The sequence below is a fragment of the Cupriavidus sp. GW823-FHT06D04 genome, from assembly GCF_058795055.1.
In genome coordinates this window covers 16,600-34,040 of the sequence record NZ_JBXAHL010000058.1, presented here as the reverse complement: position 1 = coordinate 34,040, position 17,441 = coordinate 16,600, and the positions used below count along the sequence as shown (strand labels likewise).

Annotated in this window: 15 protein-coding genes and 1 pseudogene; 2 read left to right on the top strand and 14 right to left on the bottom strand. The window is 63.2% G+C overall.

Annotation, left to right across the window (positions count from 1 at the left end; all coding sequences use genetic code 11):
- The 3 genes from AC1Q7H_RS36990 to AC1Q7H_RS36980 all read right to left on the bottom strand — a co-directional run.
- On the bottom strand, window positions 1–1,101 hold a 1,101-nt coding region (locus AC1Q7H_RS36990), incomplete at its 3' end, for an FAD-dependent monooxygenase (RefSeq protein WP_492370398.1).
- Between the two features lie 10 nt (window positions 1,102–1,111).
- Window positions 1,112–1,870, bottom strand: coding sequence for a maleate cis-trans isomerase family protein (locus AC1Q7H_RS36985; protein ID WP_492316569.1), 759 nt, complete (start codon window positions 1,868–1,870; stop codon window positions 1,112–1,114).
- Window positions 1,867–2,043: a hypothetical protein gene (locus AC1Q7H_RS36980; RefSeq protein ID WP_492316570.1), complete on the bottom strand. Its 177-nt coding sequence runs from the start codon at window positions 2,041–2,043 to the stop codon at window positions 1,867–1,869. Before AC1Q7H_RS36980 ends, AC1Q7H_RS36985 begins: the two co-directional genes overlap by 4 nt.
- A 101-nt stretch (window positions 2,044–2,144) precedes the next feature.
- Between AC1Q7H_RS36980 and AC1Q7H_RS36975 the strand changes: the two genes are divergently transcribed.
- Together AC1Q7H_RS36975 and AC1Q7H_RS36970 are read left to right on the top strand one after the other, a co-directional pair.
- Complete coding sequence (locus tag AC1Q7H_RS36975) at window positions 2,145–2,321, top strand: hypothetical protein (RefSeq protein WP_492316571.1); 177 nt, start codon at window positions 2,145–2,147, stop codon at window positions 2,319–2,321.
- Window positions 2,318–3,763 (top strand): annotated as a pseudogene (locus tag AC1Q7H_RS36970) (tyrosine-type recombinase/integrase). The gene AC1Q7H_RS36975 and the pseudogene AC1Q7H_RS36970 overlap by 4 nt, the downstream one beginning before the upstream one ends.
- A gap of 170 nt (window positions 3,764–3,933) precedes the next feature.
- Here AC1Q7H_RS36970 and AC1Q7H_RS36965 read toward each other — a convergent pair.
- The 11 genes from AC1Q7H_RS36965 to AC1Q7H_RS36915 all read right to left on the bottom strand — a co-directional run bounded on the left by AC1Q7H_RS36965 (window position 3,934) and on the right by AC1Q7H_RS36915 (window position 17,415).
- On the bottom strand, window positions 3,934–4,710 hold the full coding sequence (locus AC1Q7H_RS36965) for an SDR family oxidoreductase (RefSeq protein WP_492316572.1): 777 nt from the start codon (window positions 4,708–4,710) through the stop codon (window positions 3,934–3,936).
- 283 nt (window positions 4,711–4,993) lie between these two features.
- Window positions 4,994–6,160, bottom strand: coding sequence for a porin (locus tag AC1Q7H_RS36960; RefSeq protein WP_492316573.1), 1,167 nt, complete (start codon window positions 6,158–6,160; stop codon window positions 4,994–4,996).
- Window positions 6,161–6,273: 113 nt separating this feature from the next.
- Window positions 6,274–7,014, bottom strand: a complete 741-nt coding sequence (gene fabG / locus AC1Q7H_RS36955; protein ID WP_492316574.1) for a 3-oxoacyl-ACP reductase FabG — start codon at window positions 7,012–7,014, stop codon at window positions 6,274–6,276.
- A gap of 96 nt (window positions 7,015–7,110) precedes the next feature.
- Window positions 7,111–9,432, bottom strand: a complete 2,322-nt coding sequence (locus tag AC1Q7H_RS36950; protein WP_492316575.1) for a hydantoinase B/oxoprolinase family protein — start codon at window positions 9,430–9,432, stop codon at window positions 7,111–7,113.
- A gap of 21 nt (window positions 9,433–9,453) precedes the next feature.
- Complete coding sequence (locus AC1Q7H_RS36945) at window positions 9,454–11,577, bottom strand: hydantoinase/oxoprolinase family protein (protein WP_492316576.1); 2,124 nt, start codon at window positions 11,575–11,577, stop codon at window positions 9,454–9,456.
- A gap of 69 nt (window positions 11,578–11,646) precedes the next feature.
- Entirely contained in the window at window positions 11,647–12,909 is a 1,263-nt protein-coding gene (locus AC1Q7H_RS36940; protein ID WP_492316577.1) for an MFS transporter, read from the bottom strand.
- Between the two features lie 76 nt (window positions 12,910–12,985).
- On the bottom strand, window positions 12,986–14,170 hold the full coding sequence (locus AC1Q7H_RS36935; protein WP_492316578.1) for an acetyl-CoA C-acyltransferase: 1,185 nt from the start codon (window positions 14,168–14,170) through the stop codon (window positions 12,986–12,988).
- Complete coding sequence (locus AC1Q7H_RS36930) at window positions 14,167–14,958, bottom strand: maleate cis-trans isomerase family protein (protein ID WP_492316579.1); 792 nt, start codon at window positions 14,956–14,958, stop codon at window positions 14,167–14,169. Before AC1Q7H_RS36930 ends, AC1Q7H_RS36935 begins: the two co-directional genes overlap by 4 nt.
- A gap of 5 nt (window positions 14,959–14,963) precedes the next feature.
- The gene (locus AC1Q7H_RS36925) at window positions 14,964–15,407 is read right to left on the bottom strand and encodes an acyl-CoA thioesterase (protein WP_492316580.1); all 444 of its coding nucleotides are present in this window, start codon (window positions 15,405–15,407) and stop codon (window positions 14,964–14,966) included.
- A complete protein-coding gene (locus tag AC1Q7H_RS36920; protein ID WP_492316581.1) occupies window positions 15,404–16,558 on the bottom strand; it encodes an FAD-dependent monooxygenase in 1,155 nt (384 codons plus the stop codon). The genes AC1Q7H_RS36925 and AC1Q7H_RS36920 overlap by 4 nt, the downstream gene beginning before the upstream one ends.
- Window positions 16,555–17,415: a VOC family protein gene (locus AC1Q7H_RS36915; RefSeq protein ID WP_492316582.1), complete on the bottom strand. Its 861-nt coding sequence runs from the start codon at window positions 17,413–17,415 to the stop codon at window positions 16,555–16,557. Before AC1Q7H_RS36915 ends, AC1Q7H_RS36920 begins: the two co-directional genes overlap by 4 nt.
- Between the last annotated feature and the right edge of the window lie 26 nt (window positions 17,416–17,441).

The window sequence follows — 17,441 nt, the reverse complement described above, 5'->3', positions numbered from 1 at the left end:
GATAAATTCCGGGTCGCGCTGGCGCAGGTCTTCATGTGTGACCCTGCCGGTGCGCAGCATGTAGTCGTAGGCGAACGAGACCGGATCGAGATGCATCTTGCTTTCGACCGATTCATACCAGTCGAGGCTGCGGCGGGCCGCGTCCTGGAACCTGGCCGACGCATCGCGCCGGCTGCTCTCGAACGCCTGGAACGCCGCCGGTACTTCGTCGCGATGCGCACAGACGGCATCGCAGAGCGCAATCGCATCCTGCATCGCCATACGGGTGCCGGAGCCTAGCGAGAAATGCACGCTGCGCAGCGCATCACCCAGCAGAACCACCTTGCCATGCGACCAGTGCTCGTTGCGCACCACGCTAGCCTGGAACCAGTTCGAGCGATTTCCCAGCAGGGAGTGGCCACCCAGGTCTTCCGCGAACACCCGTTCGCAGAACGCGCGACTCTCCTCTTCGGTAGCGGTGTCGAGGCCCGCGCGATGCCAGGTGTCGGGATCCACTTCCACCAGGAAGGTCGACAGTGCATCGCTGTATTGGTATGCGTGCGCGATGAACACCCCGTATTCCGTCTGCCGGAAGATCAGCGAGACCGGGTGGAACAGTTGCCGGGTGCCGTACCAGGCGAACTTGTTGCGGCGCACGTCGAAGCTCGGTCGGAAATGCTCCGCCAGCCGGGTCCGTACCTCGCTGTTGACGCCGTCGGCCGCCACGATAATGTCGGCGTCCGGCAGTTCGGCGGGGTCGCTGACGCGGCTGCCGTATTGAATCTCGACACCGGCCTCCGCGCATGCCTCCTGCAGCACGCGCAGGAGGTCGATGCGTGAGGTGCGCGAGAAGTGATTGTTATGCAGTGGCACTCGCACCCCTTTGTGGGTGACCTCCATATAGTCGCAACGCTGGTGGTGCGCGGTAAACTTCCGGAAGAAGGCCGGATCCGCTTCCGCCAGGAAGGACAATGCGATATCCGAAAACACCACGCCCCAGCCGTAGGTCGCACCCGCCTCGTTGCGCTCGTGCACGACCATATGGTCTTCAGGATGCCGCTGCTTGAGCAGCAGCGAGAAGTACAGGCCGGCCGGCCCGCCTCCGATCACGACGACATTCATGGTAAGCCTCTTACTTGCTGGCCGGCGCAAGGAGCGCGCCGGCGTTGGGGACAACGGGTGCCAGGTCAAGGTGTTCCAGCATCTGGCGGACCGTGCAGACGGCGGTCGATGTCACCGGCAGGCCGATGGCGTCCTGCGCGGCCTGGATCGCCGGCAGCGACGGCATCTGCACGCAGGCCGACAGCACCACGACGTCAGCGTTGGCGGTATTCAGGCGCTTGACGTCCTGCAGCAATTGCAGGGGATCGCGACGCCCGACCTCCAGGTTGTCGGGGATCTCGAACGACAGCGCGTCCAGCACTTCAATGCCTTCATGCTCGATGTACTTGACCACCGCGTCGGTCAGCGGCTTCATGTACGGCGCCATCAGCGCGATCCGGCGCGCGCCCGCCGACTTCAGGCCCGCGACCAGCGCGCCGGCCGATGTCATCACCGGCGCGTCGCAGTCGTTCTCGCGCGCGACGCGCAGCAGGTCCTGCTCCACCTGGCGGTGGTAGCCCGGGCCCATCGCCATGACGGCGACCAGGCAGGCCGTGCTCATCACGTCGACACGCGCGTCCGCCAGTTCGGCGGCACAACGCAGGCCCTCGCGGTTCATGGCCTCCAGTTCCTCGCGCACCACGCGGTGCATGCGCATGCGGCTCGCGTGGAAGGTAAAGCGCTCCGGTAGCATCTGTTCCCGCGCACGCAGCATCGCCGGGATCTCGATTTCCATCGTTGTGTTGGAACTGGGCACGATCTGCCCGATACGGTAGGTACGACTGTTCATGCTGGTTGGCCTTGGTCGGATAGATTGGTGTGCGGCTCGGTCTCGCAGTGGCGCCGGTACTGCTCCAGTGCGTTGCGCAGCGCGGCGGGCACGTTGATCACGTCGCGCGTTCCGCGTCGCACGCAGATCGGCGTAAGGCGGGCGACGAAAGCCGTCTCGCCACCCTCGCTCATGCGTGCCGTCATCGCCAGCGTGTAGGTCCGCGTGCTGATAGCCTCGACCGAGACCTCGATGTCGATCGATTCATCCGGCCACAGCGAGCGGCGGAAGTCGAATGCGAGCGCGCGAGTCGGCGTGCGAGGCGAGCGCGCTCAAGGCCGTCACCGCCAGCCAGCGCGCCCAGCTCGACGAACTGCTGCGCGCGGCCTTGGCCGCCGCGCCACCACCGACCAAGGCGCGCGTGCCCAAGTCGAAGGGTAAGCCGACGGCCAAGCTGGCCGCCCAGTCATGACCTCGGCTGACTGGGTCGACACCGCGGCGGTGCCGCCACGCGCGCTGCCCGCCAGCCTCGACGCGGCACTGGCCTATCTGGCCGAGTCGCTCGGGCATCCGGTCTACGTGCACTCGACGCTGGCGCGCATCAAGCGCCGCTACGGGTCGCTGGCCGAGGCCAAGGCCGCGCAGCCGGCCGTGCTCAAGCTGCTGCTGGCCCACGACGGCGCGATCGAGTACTGGGAGCGCGGGCGGCTGCGCACGGTGCCGGCGGACCAGGCGCCCAGCCCGCAGACGGTGCTCGCGCGGCTGCTGCACACGCACCGGCGCCGCTTCCGGCCCGTCACCGCCGCAACGAACGCGCCAGCGGCGGCGGCTGAGGAGGCGACGGCGCCGGCCGCGCCGAGTTCGTGGCTGGCCACCCAGGGCCCGGCAGATCTGGTGTGGCTCGCGCGCGCCGGCCGCTTCGCCCAGCCCCACGCCGCCACCAACACGCTCGGCGCCGCCGACGACGCGCAGGCGCTGGCGCTGTTCCTGCGCGACCGCGCCGGGCGCTCGCCGCACACGCTGCGCGCCTATGGCGCCGAACTGCAGCGCCTGATGCGCTGGTGCGGGGCGCGTCAGCTCGGCCCGCTGTCGGACCTCACGCGCCAGCAGCTGCTCACCTATGGGCACGCGCTGCAGCACGGCGAGCGCGGCACGGAGGATCCATGGCGGGCGGTTGGCCGCCTCAGCGAGGCCACCCGCACGCGCGCGCTGGCGGTGGTGCCGAGCTGCTACCGTTACTGGTACGACACCGGCTACCTGCACGCCAACCCGGCCGCCGGCGCTGCTGGCCGCGTGCGATGCGTGGCTTGACGCGCCCGGGTCCGAAGATTCCCTCCAGGCGCTGCGACGGCGCGCGATCTGGGCGCTGTACCGCTACGCCGGCGTGCGCCTGGCGGAACTGGCCTGGTCGGCCGAGATCGGGCTGCCTCGGCTGGAGGCGGAAGCGCCCGGGCGCTGGACGCTCCACGTCTGTGGCAAGGGGCGCAAGCCCAGGGCCATCCCGCTGCCGACTCCGTGCGTGGCGGTGCTGCGCGCCTACCGATGCGCCCGCGGCCTGCCGTCCGAGCCGCCCGTGCACGAGGCGCTGCCGGTGATCCACGGCAACAAGGGCGAAGCGTTGCAGCAGGCAGGCCTGTACCGGGAGGTCAAGGCCATCTTTGCGGCCGTGGCCGATGGCCTGCAGGCACGCGCGCCGGCGCAGGCGCTGCTATTGCGTGCGGCATCCCCGCACTGGCTGCGCCACGCCTATGCGCGCACGCTGGTGGTCGACCACCAGGTGCCGCTGCCTGCTGCGCAAGCCTTGCTCGGGCACGCGTGGGTGCAGACCACGGCGGCCTACGCCCGAACCGACCTGAGCCATTGCGCACCTTTGTGGAGCAGACTTTCACCGACCAGTTGCTGAATGAGGACTGAGAATTCGAAAACTGCAGGAGGATGGCTTTGCGATGTTGGATCTACTCCGAGACAAGCCGAATGAACGTGGTCTGAACGTGTCGGCTATTGGGGTTGCTGAAGGACCCTCGAAATACCGTCCGACGGAAAGCGAACCGTTGAAACCACGGCTGCTTCCGCTTCTTCGTCGATTAAACGATGGTCGCACCGCCATCGACTGCGATTACCTGACCGTTGATGTGCCGCGAGGCGTCTGACGCCAGCAACACAGCTAGTCCGTTGAGATCGGTCCCCTCACCAAGCCGACGTGAAGGAGTACGAGAGCGAATTACCTCGCCCAACTGATCCAACCTCCCATGGGTCATCTTGGTGGGAATAAAGCCGGGACAGATTGAGTTGACGGTAATTCCAAATTGGCCCCACTCGGCAGCGAGCGCGCGGGTGAAATTCACGATACCGCCTTTGGTCGTGCAGTAAGCGACGCTACGGACAATGTCGGGATCCTGCCCCATAAGGCCGCCTATTGACGCAATATTGATGATTCGACCGCGTTGGTTTGGAATCATGGATTGCTTGCCGACTAGCTGCGTCAGTGAGAAGGTGCCGGTGAGATTCAGATTGATAAGTTTGTCCCAGGCCTCGATTGGATGATCTTCTGCCGGGCAGGCCCATGTGGCGGCCGCGTTATTTAGGAGAATGTCCACGCGACCGTGTTTCTGAATAATCCGAGCCACGAGTGGCTCAATTTGCTCTCGCTGACCCAAATCGCATTTATAGTCGGTCGCATCTATGCCTCGCTCGTGCAGCGCCGCACGGGCGTGATCGAGTTCTTCCTGTTTGCGCGCAATGATTGCCACCTTGGCGCCCATCTGTCCCAGCGCTTCGGCCATCGCGAACCCCAGTCCGCGTGAGCCACCAGTAACTATCGCAACTTTCCCTTCAAGATCGAAGGCGGATTTCATGTTCATTCTGCTTCCCCAAGTAAATTTGAACCACTGAATGCGCGTATCGAGGCCCCGGGGTTCGGAGTCAGAGACTCCGAACCGAAGGTGATGCAGATCCCAACATCGTGCAAATCGAGGCCACCATTGACACTGCGAAACTCTCGAAAGAGAAAATCTCTAAAGACCGCATCCCCCAGATATCGGCTGATCAGCTCCGCGCACCTGAAAAATTGGTACGCCGCTAAGCTCTAATCAAGTGGCAGTTAGCTACCGATGTGTTGCCTGCGCTTTTGCTTGCCAGAATGCTTCAGAATTTATGGCGAACGCCCAACGACAGGCCGAGCATCGTGCTCTGCCCTTTTCCCAGTACGTAGCTATTGCCAAGCGAAAAGCTGTTTGCATAGAAGCTCGCAAGCGACTCCATCATCAGGCCAGCATTCTTCGCATACGCAGTGGTCAGGTAGACATCCGTGCGCTTCGAAAACGCATAGTTGCCCACGAAGGCGATTTGCCATGGGTTCGCGACACCAGTATTGCCGTACAGATTTCTGACGTCATCGTAGTCGTACTCGAGAGTCAGGCTCAAGGCTGGGCTCGCCTGATAGTTGGCGCCAACCCAGTAGAAGTCATCACGCTGAATTACAGCGCCGGTTTGCGACTTGTTCTGACCCCAGCGGTATCCGCCCATGACCTTGGCCTGCTCTCCGATGGCATAACTGATGGCGACTGCAGCCTTCTTCGCCGTGCCGCTTCCAGTTCCAATTGTCGGATTCCATTGGTCGTATCCGACTGTCGCCCCCAATGCCCCACCGGCATAAGCGATCGCAGCGCCATAAGCGGTATCCCGGCGAAACTGGCCCGGGAATTCACCGTTTCCGCCAATGGGCGTCGTCAGGCCTACCGAGGCGGGCAGCGCCAAACCGGTGCCGAACGACCAGTGCGCAAGCGCGGTAACAGGCCCGAACTGGCCGGTGTACTTGACCGTATTGTCCTCGCGGTAGTTCGGCCCGGACTGCAGCACCACGGGCTCATACTGGGGGGCGTATGAGGCCGGGGCAAAGTTTGCCAGTGCCTCGAACATCGAGGCATACTGGCGCCCAAAGCTTACCTGTCCAATGCTGGCCTTTTGCAGGCCTACAAATGCCTGACGGCCAAATAAGCGACCGCCTTGTTGAAGTACCCCGGAATCCAGACCGAAGCCGCTTTCAAGGACGAACATCGCCTTCAATCCGGAACCGAGGTCCTCGGCCCCCCGGATACCCCAGCGTGAACCGGACAGTCCACCCGAATTCAGCCGATAGACCCGATTGCCGAGACCGGGGTCGTATTGGTTGGCGGCGGCAGGGACACTGCCGACATGCGTGACATATTCCACGTTGGCGTCCACCACACCATACAGCGTGACGCTCGATTGCGCACAAGCGCTTCCCGCGCAGCCGAGCAAGGCAAATGCGCCCAATGCCACGAACTTCATAGCTCTCCTCCTGTTCTCGTATTGATTGCCGACGCCTAGCCGCTGACGCGTTGCGCCGACTTTTTGTTATGTACTCCGTGATGCGTGCGGGTCATCCGCTTTTGCGCGGTGCTTTACATGGACAGGCCGCCGGATACCTCAAGCGCTGCACCGTTGATATAGCTAGCGTCATCGCTGGCCAGGAAGGCATAAACGCTGGCGATCTCGTCCGGCAAGCCGATGCGACCTTGCCAGCAGGCGGATCGGAAGCCATCGAGCACCTTCTCCGGCATTGTGCTGAGGATGTCAGTGGCGACGAACCCCGGGCATACCGCGTTGACCCGGATTCCCTTTGGGCCGAGTTCGCGCGCCCAAGTCTTCGTCATGCCAATCACACCAAACTTGCTCGCCGCATAGTTAGTCTGACCATAGTTGCCGTAAATACCGACCACGCTCGAGGCGTTCAGGATCACGCCACTGCCGCGCGCCGTCATCACTTCTGCCACCGCTTGCGTGCAATTGAAGACGCCCTTCAGGTTTACGTCGATCACGGCATCGAACTGCTCCTCGCTCATACGTGCCAGGCGCGCGTCCGCGGTGATGCCCGCGTTGTTTACCAGCACGTCGATGCGGCCAAACCGTTGCATCGTGGACTGGACCAGATCGGCAATGCCACGCCGGTCCGTGACGTCGAGTGCGTATCCCAGTGCCTCCAAGCCCGTGTCGCGTAGCGCCGCAGCTTCCTGCTCGACGGCTGCAACGTTTCGGTCGCACAGCACGACGCACGCTCCTTCCCTCGCGAACCGGTGAGCCGTGGCCTGTCCAATACCCGCTGCGGCACCTGTAATTACCGCCACCCGACCTTCTAACCTCATGATTTCTTCCTACTCTCGTCTGCTGTCTTCAATTTCACGGGACGATTCGGCACGCGGTGGCACCACAGCCACCGCGTCCCTCTTCCAATCCGCGTATTACGCCCCGACGACCGCCGGCAGCTTCTTCATCCCGCTGATGACGTCCTCGTGGTCCTTCGGCACCAGCCCCGTATGCAGGGTGGTCCAGCAACCTGGGCAGAAATGCTCACGGAAGACAATTTCTTCGTCGACGTAGTAACTGGGATCGACGCGGACATTGGAGCTGCCCGAAAGCGGGTCCGAATCCCGACACGCAACGGCCAACTGCTTGTCGTGATGGCTCAATTGGTGCCCGCAATGCCGGCACACCACCAACTGGGCGCCCTCATGGCGTACTAGCGCAAGGTTGTCGTCAACCGGCCGCGCGTGCTCGGTGTTGAACTTACCGGTGAATGCCACTGGCGGTGGAACTGACTGTTCGCGCCGTTCGTCCCGGATCGTGATCCGGAGTGCTTCCGTAGCAGACAGATCGACTTCGCCGTCATGGCCTACGACAACACCATAGACCAGCTCGGCAGTTCCGGTTCTAATCTTGCCGGCGCGCAAGTCGATCGCCACGGTCTCCGGGTCCCGGCGCAGTGGATCGCCGTAGCCTCCGCCTCCCTGGCAGTGCAGGTACAGGACGTCACCGTGACCCAATTCGCCCCCTGTCATGCATTGCGCGACCTCCATCTCGCCGCCGAGACTGTGGAGCTCAGTATGCAACTCGCCGCGGGCGAACATGCCGTCCAGGTCGACGCTGCGCACAACCACGTTATGGCCAGTATTGCCGGGATGGCCACCGGCCAAGCCCTGGTTCTGTGCGGTTGCCATCCCCGAACTTGACAGTACCAGCGCCATTGGCAGCGATGTGCCATGGGGCGTGATGGCCGCGGAAGCGCTGACGCCGCCGCGGTGGCGTCCGGGGCCACCGGAGTCGGGTTCTTCGCGACGCCAAAGCACGATCATGGGATACAGCAGCTCTGTCATTTCCACGTCGGGCAGCTTGCCCATCGGAATGCAGAACAGGCCGCCTGTGTCGATACCGTCGGCGGTCGGGCGTGCGCCGTATCCGCCCGCCATTGACTCCATGACCACGTCGACGAACGGCGTATGCCGCTTGGCGCGCTGGTCCAGACCGGCCAGCACCGCGGTATTCCACGTCCCGCAGCAAGTCGCCTGCACGTTGGCCTTCAGGTCCACGGAGCAGTCCAGCATCTGCGACAGGCATTGCGCGGCCAGGTTGCCAATGGCCCATGCCGTCGCAATCGGGGCCTTGTTGATGGCAGCAGGGAAGGCCGCGTTGTTCATGGTGCCTTCGGGCGTGACGATATCGAAGCAGCGCATCAGGCCGCCGGCCGCCCACGGGATGTTGCCCGCCAGCGTCGGCAGCAGCGCCAGCATGATGCCGCCACGAGAGCCCGCATAGGTGCAGTTGATCACGCCGGACTGCTGCGCCGTACCGGTAAAGTCGAACGTCAGGTGGTCTTCCTTCTTCGTCATCGTCAGCATCAGCTTGTGTGAGCTGCGATCGCCGGCCGAGGACTGGTCTATGTAACTGGCGGCCTGCCAGGCGCCGTCCGGTGCGTCGCGCAGCTTGTCGCGCAAGCGCCTCTCGGCATCATCCATCATCCGCTTCATGACCGCCTTAACCGTGTCTGGGCCGTATTGTTCGATTAGCGCCAGCATGCGCTTGCGACCCACTGCATTCGCGCCGATCTTGGCGCGTAAGTCCAGCCCCACCAATTGCGGCACTCGCGAGCGGCGCACCCACATGTCAGCCATGTCACGCTGCAACGTGAATTTGCGCACCACCTTGATCGGGGGCGTGGGCAACGACTCGGAGAAAACGTCCGGCGCCACGATGGGCATCGAGCCCGGCGCCACGCCCCCGAGGTCCGGCTCATGACAGATTGCGCTCGTCCATGAGAACAGTTTCCCCTCATAGAAAATCGGCTGGAATATAACCACATCGCTCTGGTGCAGGCCGCCACCGATCCAGGGATCGTTGCACAGGAACATGTCGCCGTCCTCGATCCCGGGATTGTCCGCTCGATTCTGCAGGGTCCAGTAGATTGCCAAGTCAATGGCACCGGCCAGCATCGTGTTGTAGAGGCCGATCTGCACTTCCTGGCCGGTCTCGTCGTTGATAGTGAAGTCGTAGTCGTTTGCTTCGCTGACAACCGGACTGCCCGACATGCGCTTGAGCGTCTCGCCCATCTCATCGGTGATCGACCACAGCCGGTGGCGAACGACCTCATAGGTCAGCGGGTGAAGCTCGTCGATGACGCGCTGGTCGACGGTGTGCATCTGCAGCGAAGGCGGGACCGTGCGGAGAATGGTATCGGGCGGGACCGGTCGGCTCACGAAAGCCTCCGAGCCGGGAATAGTGGGCAACATAATATGTCTCCTTCCTGCAGTTCAAACTGCCTTGGTCTTGATGGGCTGGGTCTTGATGGACAGATTGCCGAACCGGTCGATGGTGCCGTGCATGCCACGCGGCACCACGACGGTCGTGGTCGGCACCTGGATCACCGCGGGGCCGACAATGACGTGCCCTGCGCGAAGTCGGGTGTAGTCGTACGCAGGGGTGTCGACGTAGCCACGATCGATGTCGAGGCAGATCGGTCGGCGTTCCGCGATTGCCTCTTCCACGGGCGTACCGTTCGCTGGAGCGATTTCCGGCAATTCTGGGGAGACCGGCAGCAGGCCGACGCCCCGCACGCGATAGGTCAGTGCCTGGATGCCGGCGTCACGGAAGCCCGATCCCTCGCCATAGAGCTGGCTGTACTTCCGCTCGAACGCGTCTACGGCATCCTGCAACGTCGCGGCAGTGACGTTGCCTCCCGCCACCGGTGCAGCGACCTCGCCCATCTGCATGCCGTAGCGCATGTCAAGTTCGCGATGCAGTTCCGTGCCGACAAAGCGAATGCCCTGCCGCGCCAGCACGGCACTGACCTCTTCTTCCAGCCGCCCGAATTTCTCGGCGACCCGCTCCGGATCGAGCGGGACCACGGCCGGGTCGGACAACTCGCGAGTCACATTGATGCTTGAGGCCGCCAGCCCGAACGCGGAGAAGGCCGAGGCGACCGGGCCCAGTGGTACAAGCACCTCACTCGCCTGGACGGCGGCGCCATACGCCGCGCAGTGAGCCGGGCCAGCGCCACCAAACGCATAGACCACGAAGTCGCGGGGGTCGTGCCCTGATTCAACCGCCACCTTGCGCAGCAAGTCAGCCGTCTGCGCATTCTGTACGACGTAGATCGCCGCCGCTGCTTCCTCCACGCTTAACCCGAGCGGATCGGCGATCCGCCGCTTGATGGCTTCGCGCGCCAACTCAAGTGACAACGGACGCTGCCCGCCCAACAATCCGCGGGATGGCAAGATTCCCAGCACCAGGTTCGCGTCGGTGATGGTCGGCTCGGTGCCTCCCGCGCCATAGCAGGCGGGCCCTGGCACGGCCTGCGCACTCAACGGGCCGACCTGCAGGTTGCCGCCGGCATCGATCCAGGCAATTGCGCCGCCGCCCGAGCCGATGGCTTCCACCCGCAGCGTCGGCACGTTGACCGGCGACTGGTTGATGATGGTCTGCCCGGCGCGGACCGGCTCTGAGTCGACGATCAGGCCGGCAAGGAAAGTCGTACCTCCGACATCCGTTGCCATGACGTTGCGGTGGCCGAGTTGCCTCGCAAGCTGCATTGCCCCCACCACGCCGCCGGTCAGGACCGAGCCGACGGTCGTAATGGCGGTAGTTGGTGCCTCCTCGGCAGTAATCGCGCCTCCAGAACTCTGCATGACCAGGAGCGGCCCGGTGAGACCCTCCTTGCGTAAGCCCTTCTCTAGGTTGCGAAGATAGTCGCGCAGACCCGGCCCGATCTGTGTGCTCATGATCGTGGTGGCATGCCGCGCGTACTCACGGATGCGAGGGCTGACATCCGAGGACAGAGCTACGTAAATGTCAGGCGCCTCCTCAGTGATAATCTCGCGCACCCGCCGCTCGTGGGCTGGGTTGCGGAACGACCAGAGCAGCGACACTGCGATGGCCTTGACTCCCTGCGCCACGCAATCCCTCACGGCAGCACGCACTTCTTGCTCGTTTAGCGCCACGAGGACATTGCCCTCGCGATCCATGCGCTGGGTGACCTCTTTCAGCAGGTTGCGGGTCACCAGCGGCGGCGGCTTGCGATGGCCTAGCACATTCTGCAAATCCTGGGCGGAGCGGCCCAGGTAGCGGCCCTCCACGTTCATGATCGAGATCGAGTCGCCGTGTCCCTTCGTGGTAATGAAGCCCACCGGCGGCACCTTGCCCATCACGAGCGCATTGAGCGACGAAGTGGTGCCATGGGCAATATGATTGGTACGGGCAAGGAACTGCTCGCGGGTAAGCCCGAATTGCTCGCCAAGCAAGGCCAATACGTTAAATACGCCGGCCGAGTAGTCCGGTGGCGTGGACGGCGTCTTGGCGGAAACGATCGTCCCGTCCGAATCAATGGCGACGCCGTCGGTGAAGGTACCGCCGACATCGACTCCAACTACGAATCCCATTTTCTGTCTCCTGTTATTTGCCGCGAGTATCACCGCGGCGTCTACCCTTGAACAAGCTGTCAATCGGCCTCAGTCACGGGCTGCATATCTGTATTTGCCTAGCAGGCTCACAGCGATAGCGCTGGCTGTGCAGGCGGCAGTAGCGCTGGCGAAGGCTGTCGTGTAACTCCCCGTCATATCGAACGCCAGCCCATACAGGACCGGACCCACGACGCCGCCCAGGGCAAACACAAAGAACAACGTGCCATAGAGGGAGCCAAACTGCCTGAGGCCAAAATACCGGCGAACGAAGAACGGAATAAAGTCCCCTTCCGCGCCAATGGCGAACGCGAAGAGAAAGGCGCCAGTGCCGACCGTAGCCATTGATGCGTCTGGCTGGAGGGCGATCAACGCCAAGCCTGTTGCGCCCATCAGGAACGACACCGCTGCCACGTACGGGGCATGGGCCATATCAATCAGCAGCCCGGTGCCGACGCGACCAACCATAACGCCGACGCCAATCAGTGCCGCGATCTGCGAGGCGTGCTGGGAGGGGAAGCCCCGATCCGTCAGCAGCGGGACCATATGTACGATGGCGCCTAGTCCGGCTGCAGAGATCACGAATAGAATGGCCGCGATTACCCAGAAGCGAGACGAGCGGATCGCCCCCCGGAAGCCGATGCCCGGCAGCTCGATCGCCTCCGTCCGATGGCGGCGTGCGTGTCCGGGTACCGATGAGAAAAGGACGACAGCTAGTAGTCCGCCGGCCAGCGTCGTTGCGGCGAGATACTGATATGCGACGCGCCAGCCGCCCGCTGCCATCCAGGGCTCGGTAAGCAGCGGCATGAGCGCGTTGCCACAGCCTAGGCCAACCATCGCAATGCCCATCGCACAACCCAGGCGCCGGTCGAACGCACCGGGCAGCACGCTCAGGTAGCCGGTCGGCGTTGTACCCACAGCCATCACGCCAAGCAGGAAGCTCATCCCCCCGAAGAAAACGATGCTGGTCGGCAACACCGACAATGTCGCCATGCCAATAGCGAACAGCACGACGGACACCGGGATCACCCGGTTGGCCCCGAACCGGTCGATTAGCCGCCCGACGAACGGAGCGCCCATTGCGAGTCCCAGCTGGGCAAGTACCGAAATGGCCGATGTTTGTGCACGTCCCCACCCGAAGGTGGCAGCGATCGGCTTCAGGAACAGCGACAAAGTACTGAAGTAGACTGCCGAGAAGCCGACTAGCATGCCGAGAGCGGCACCAGTCACAAGCAACGCCTTACCGGTCTTGCTGGGATTACTGCCGCGAGCCCGTCCCGGGCTCCACTCTGCAAGTGTCGATTCCGATTCCATGGTGTTGTCTCCTACAGGCGATAATCGCCTATTGTTTAGTTCTATTGACGCCACTATTGAGAGTCGCGACGCCGACCTAACACACCTCGAACAGCGCCGCTGCGCCCATGCCGCCGCCCACGCACATTCCGACGACGACGTACCGGATACCGCGCCGTCTGCCCTCAATCAGCGCATGGCCAACCAGCCGCGAGCCGGTCATGCCATAGGGGTGCCCAATAGAGATGGCGCCACCATTCACGTTGTAGCGGGCCGGGTCGATACCCAGCCTGTCCCGGCAGTACAGGACCTGGCAGGCGAACGCTTCATTCAGTTCCCACAGTCCGATGTCGTCTACGGTGAGTCCATGGAGCGCGAGCAGCCGCGGAATCGCGTAGACAGGTCCGATACCCATCTCCTCCGGCGCTACGCCGACCACTGCCATGCCTCGATAGACACCAAGCGGCCGCAAACCATCGCGTTCCGCTGTGCGGCGCTCCATTAGTACGCAAGCGCTGGCGCCATCGGAAAGCTGGCTCGCGTTGCCCGCGGTGACAGTGCCGTCGGTCATGACTGGCTTCAGGCCAACAAGTCCCGCCAACGTCGTTTCGGGACGATTACTCTCGTCGCGCGACAGCGTGAGCGACTGCTGGGTGGACACCCCGGTCTGCCGGTCCGTGACCGTCATCTCGACCGTGATGGGCGCAATCTCATGGTCAAACAGGCCGTCGCGCTGCGCAGCCGCCGTGCGCTGCTGGGACAGCAGCGCGTACGCATCCTGCTGTTCTCGAGAGACTCCATACTTGCGGGCGACGAACTCCGCCGTCTCCAGCATCGGCATGTACGCATGCTCGGCGAAGCGCACCACGTTGGCGTCGGATTCCGCGTACACCCACTTGTAGTAAGCGTTCTGCACGGCCGAGATGTTCTCCTGCCCCCCCGCCACGATGACTTCCATGCCATCAACTACGATCTGCTTGGCTGCACTGGCAATCGCCATGAGGCCGGAAGCGCATTGCCGATCGATCGTCTGCGCACCCGCCGTATGCGGTAGCCTAGCGGCAAATGCGGCATTGCGAGCCACGTTCGAGCCGGCCGTGCCGGCTGCGAGTACCGTCCCAACGATGACGTCTTCGATCCGCGCCGGATCGAGCGTCGAGCGTTCGACGGCGTGGTGGATGGCATGGCCCATCAACGTAGGCGATTTCGTGCTGTTGAACGCGCCACGGAAGGCGCGACCGATTGGCGTGCGCGCCGTAGCAACGATGACGGCTTCTCTCATGCCACCGCCTCCTTTGTGAGATCAACTTCGCCCGGGTAACGGCCCGACAACAAAGCTCCGACTCCCGGCACTACCGGCTCGAGACCGAGGTGGTCCAGCATGCGCCGGGTCGTGCAGATTGCGGTGGACGTCACCGGGATGCCAGTCTGGTCCTCCACGATCTGGATCGACGCCAACGACTGCATTTGCACGCAGGCTGACAGCACAACGACATCCACGTTGGCCGTATTCAATCGCTTCACTTCGTCAACCAGCTGCGCCGGGTCGCGGCGGCCAACTTCTAGGTTGTCGGGGATCTCGAAAGCCAAGGCGTCCACAACCTCAATGCCCTCGTCCTCGATGTACTCGACCACCAGGTCGCACAGCGAGCGCATGTAGGGCGCCAGCAGCGCGATCTTTTTCGCCCCCATGATGCGCAGACCCTCCACCAGCGCTCCGGCGGAGGTCATCACCGGCGCCTCGCACTGATTGGCGCGGGCCACGCGCGTCAGCTCGCGCTCGACCTCTCGGTGATAGCCCTTGCCCATCGCCATGATCGCGACCAGGCAAGCAGTACTCATCACGTCGACGCGGGCGTCGGCCAATTCCGCGGCGCAGCGCAGCCCTTCTAGGTTCATCGCCTCGAGTTCCTCGCGGGTGACCTTGTGCATCCGCATGCGGCTGCTATGGAAGGTGAAGCGCTCTGGCCGCACGGCTTCACGCGCGCGCAGCATGGCCGGAATCTCAGTTTCCATCGTCGTGTTGGAACTCGGTACGATCTGACCGATTCGATAGGTGCTGTGGTGCATGCGAGTTATTCCAAATTCGTCAGGTACGGAGTGAGAGCGCTGCGCAGCGCTTCCGGGATTGCCGTGCGTTCGCGAACGTCGCTACGGATGCAGACCGGCGAGAAGGTGCCCTCAAAGGCCAGTCGCCCGTCAAGCAGGTGAGCGGCTGCCACGAGGTCGAACGTGTGCTGCCGAATCTCCTTGACCCCAATGCGCATGTCCACCACATCGCCGGGATACAGCGACACGTGGAACGTGAGCGACATGTGCTTGCACGGCAGGCCGATGCCGGCTTCTCGGGAGTCCGGTGCGAACCCGATGTGGCTCATGAAATGCATGACCGCGCCCAGCAGATATTCATTGAAGCGACCGGTATAGACCACGCCGGCCGGATCGCAGTCGGCCCATCTGACTGTTCGCCTAACAACGAACGGGGCCTCCGAGAGCACGTACTCTGTGCTCCGCGTCATGTCGCCCTCGACGCCGCAGCCAATCGCTGCATTAGTGCCGGGAACTCCTTGCGGAGCCGCTCCTCGTCCACCCGGCCGGTCCGAGTCATGAACTCGTACACGAATTCCTCCGGTGTGTATGCCTCCATCCATTTGGCGATGTCCTCGTACCACGTATACGAGCGCTCCGATGCGGCGATCAGCTTTGCCTTCTGCGGCGCGTGGTTGCTTTCAAAGGCGGCGAGACCCGCGGCAACATCGCCTTCGCAACCGAGCAGTGCATCGGCCAGTGCGCTCGCGTCGGTCATCGCAATGCGCGTGCCCGAGCCGATGGAGAAATGCGCGCTGGCCAAGGCGTCGCCAATCAGCACATGGCGACCGTACACCCAGTGTGCGTTGCGGATGACCGGGAACTGACGCCAGATCGACTTGTTGGAGATGAGCCCCTGACCGGCCATCTCGGGCGCGAAGATTCGTTCGAAAAGCGCCTGCCGCTCGTCGTCAGTCATTTCGGCGAGACCGACGTTGCGCCACGTGGTATCGTCACATTCGGCCACGAAGGTGCTCATCTCGTCGGAGTAGGCGTAGTAGTGCGCGACGAAGTGCCCGCCCGCATATTTGCGGAACACCAGGGCCGGCGACTCAAAGACCCTCTTCGTGCCGAACCACGCGAAGTGATTGGTCAGGGAGTTCTGGGTGGTACCGAACCCGTCGGCGAACTGGCGGCGGATCACGGAGTTGATGCCATCCGCACCCACCACCACATCGGCATCCGCCAGCCCTAGCCGCTGCAGATCCTCGGTCGATTCAATTCGTTCCCCGAAATGGATGCGAACGTCGGCCTTCATGGCTTCGCTGCGCAGCACCTGCAGTAGTTTGAGGCGAGGGATAGCGCCGCCCTTGATGTTCAGCTCGATTTCGATCGGCACCTCTCGCTGCACGATGATCTGGCGATCGTTGTAGCGCATCTCATCGCAAAGCGCCTGATACGATGCTTCGTCCGCATTCTGGAGTTGGAGCAAGCCAGTGTCTGCCAGGACCACGCCGAACCCGAACGTGGCGTCGGGCGAGTTTTGTTCAATGACTTCGACCTGCCACTCCGGCGCCCGGCGCTTGAGCAGCAGACCCAGATACAGGCCCGAGGGCCCTCCCCCTACAATGGCTACTTTCACTTCTGACCCCCGGGCACAATTTCCAGTCGGTAGCGGTCGAAGAGTTTCACGTCTCCGCCGAATCCACCAGTAAGCGATGCGTTCCACAGCGCCGGCACAAAGCCGAGTGCCTTGCGCTCGAAGACAATGCCTTCCGGCGACCGAATGCACCAGTAGCCTTCCGTCGGCCCTTCGAGGCGGCAGCGTCCATCTTCCCGGGCGGCCGTGACGAGTGGCGCGAACTCCGGCACGTCGAGCACATAGAGCAGCGCCTCGTCGGATGGCGTACCAGCCTCGCCTGAGTGGATTCCAAGCGCCTTGCGGCGCCATACCTGATCGATGCTGGTGAACGCCCCCGTACCGCTGGTCATGGCGTCTTCCATGGCCATCGCGGCTTCGAGGGTACGCGTGGCGTCCTCACCATCGAGCGCCGTCATCGGCCGTTCCTGGAGCGTGATCTCGAGGTAGTAGCCATTCGGGTCGTTGAAGTAGATCGACTCGATCAGCTCATGGCGTATCTGGTAGATCAGCGGGATGCCTTGGGCTTCCAACCGCTCCCGCCACGCCAGCAGTTCTTCGTAGGTGTCCACCGCCCAGGCGGTATGCGTGGCCTGGAAGCGGTAGTCGTCCACGGCACGGGTATAGTCCGGCTGCTCGGTGTCGATGTAGTAGAAGAAGGCGATCGTGCTGCCCTTCCCACTCTCAAAGAAGAAGTGGAGAAAGTCTGGGTGATTAGACGGCCCCCATCCACGCGCCGAGATGGCGTGGACCAAGGGCAGACCCAGCTTGTCCCGGTAGAACTCCACGGTTTCGCGCAGCTTCCAGGTGGGTCGGGCGGTATGGTGCACGCCCTTCAGTACAGGCTGTTTGTTGTCCAATTTGAACCTCCTGTGCAGTTGAGATT

What these genes read in the sequence shown, in the direction of transcription:
- AC1Q7H_RS36980 (WP_492316570.1), bottom strand. Translation starts at nt 2,043, where the DNA reads ATGAGCGAGGGTGGCGAGACGGCTTTCGTCGCCCGCCTTACGCCGATC.
- AC1Q7H_RS36965 (WP_492316572.1), bottom strand. Translation starts at nt 4,710, where the DNA reads ATGAACATGAAATCCGCCTTCGATCTTGAAGGGAAAGTTGCGATAGTT.
- AC1Q7H_RS36935 (WP_492316578.1), bottom strand. Translation starts at nt 14,170, where the DNA reads ATGAGAGAAGCCGTCATCGTTGCTACGGCGCGCACGCCAATCGGTCGC.
- AC1Q7H_RS36975 (WP_492316571.1), top strand. Translation starts at nt 2,145, where the DNA reads ATGCGAGCGCGCGAGTCGGCGTGCGAGGCGAGCGCGCTCAAGGCCGTC.
- AC1Q7H_RS36930 (WP_492316579.1), bottom strand. Translation starts at nt 14,958, where the DNA reads ATGCACCACAGCACCTATCGAATCGGTCAGATCGTACCGAGTTCCAAC.
- AC1Q7H_RS36940 (WP_492316577.1), bottom strand. Translation starts at nt 12,909, where the DNA reads ATGGAATCGGAATCGACACTTGCAGAGTGGAGCCCGGGACGGGCTCGC.
- AC1Q7H_RS36945 (WP_492316576.1), bottom strand. Translation starts at nt 11,577, where the DNA reads ATGGGATTCGTAGTTGGAGTCGATGTCGGCGGTACCTTCACCGACGGC.
- AC1Q7H_RS36950 (WP_492316575.1), bottom strand. Translation starts at nt 9,432, where the DNA reads ATGTTGCCCACTATTCCCGGCTCGGAGGCTTTCGTGAGCCGACCGGTC.
- fabG (WP_492316574.1), bottom strand. Translation starts at nt 7,014, where the DNA reads ATGAGGTTAGAAGGTCGGGTGGCGGTAATTACAGGTGCCGCAGCGGGT.
- AC1Q7H_RS36960 (WP_492316573.1), bottom strand. Translation starts at nt 6,160, where the DNA reads ATGAAGTTCGTGGCATTGGGCGCATTTGCCTTGCTCGGCTGCGCGGGA.
- AC1Q7H_RS36985 (WP_492316569.1), bottom strand. Translation starts at nt 1,870, where the DNA reads ATGAACAGTCGTACCTACCGTATCGGGCAGATCGTGCCCAGTTCCAAC.
- AC1Q7H_RS36925 (WP_492316580.1), bottom strand. Translation starts at nt 15,407, where the DNA reads ATGACGCGGAGCACAGAGTACGTGCTCTCGGAGGCCCCGTTCGTTGTT.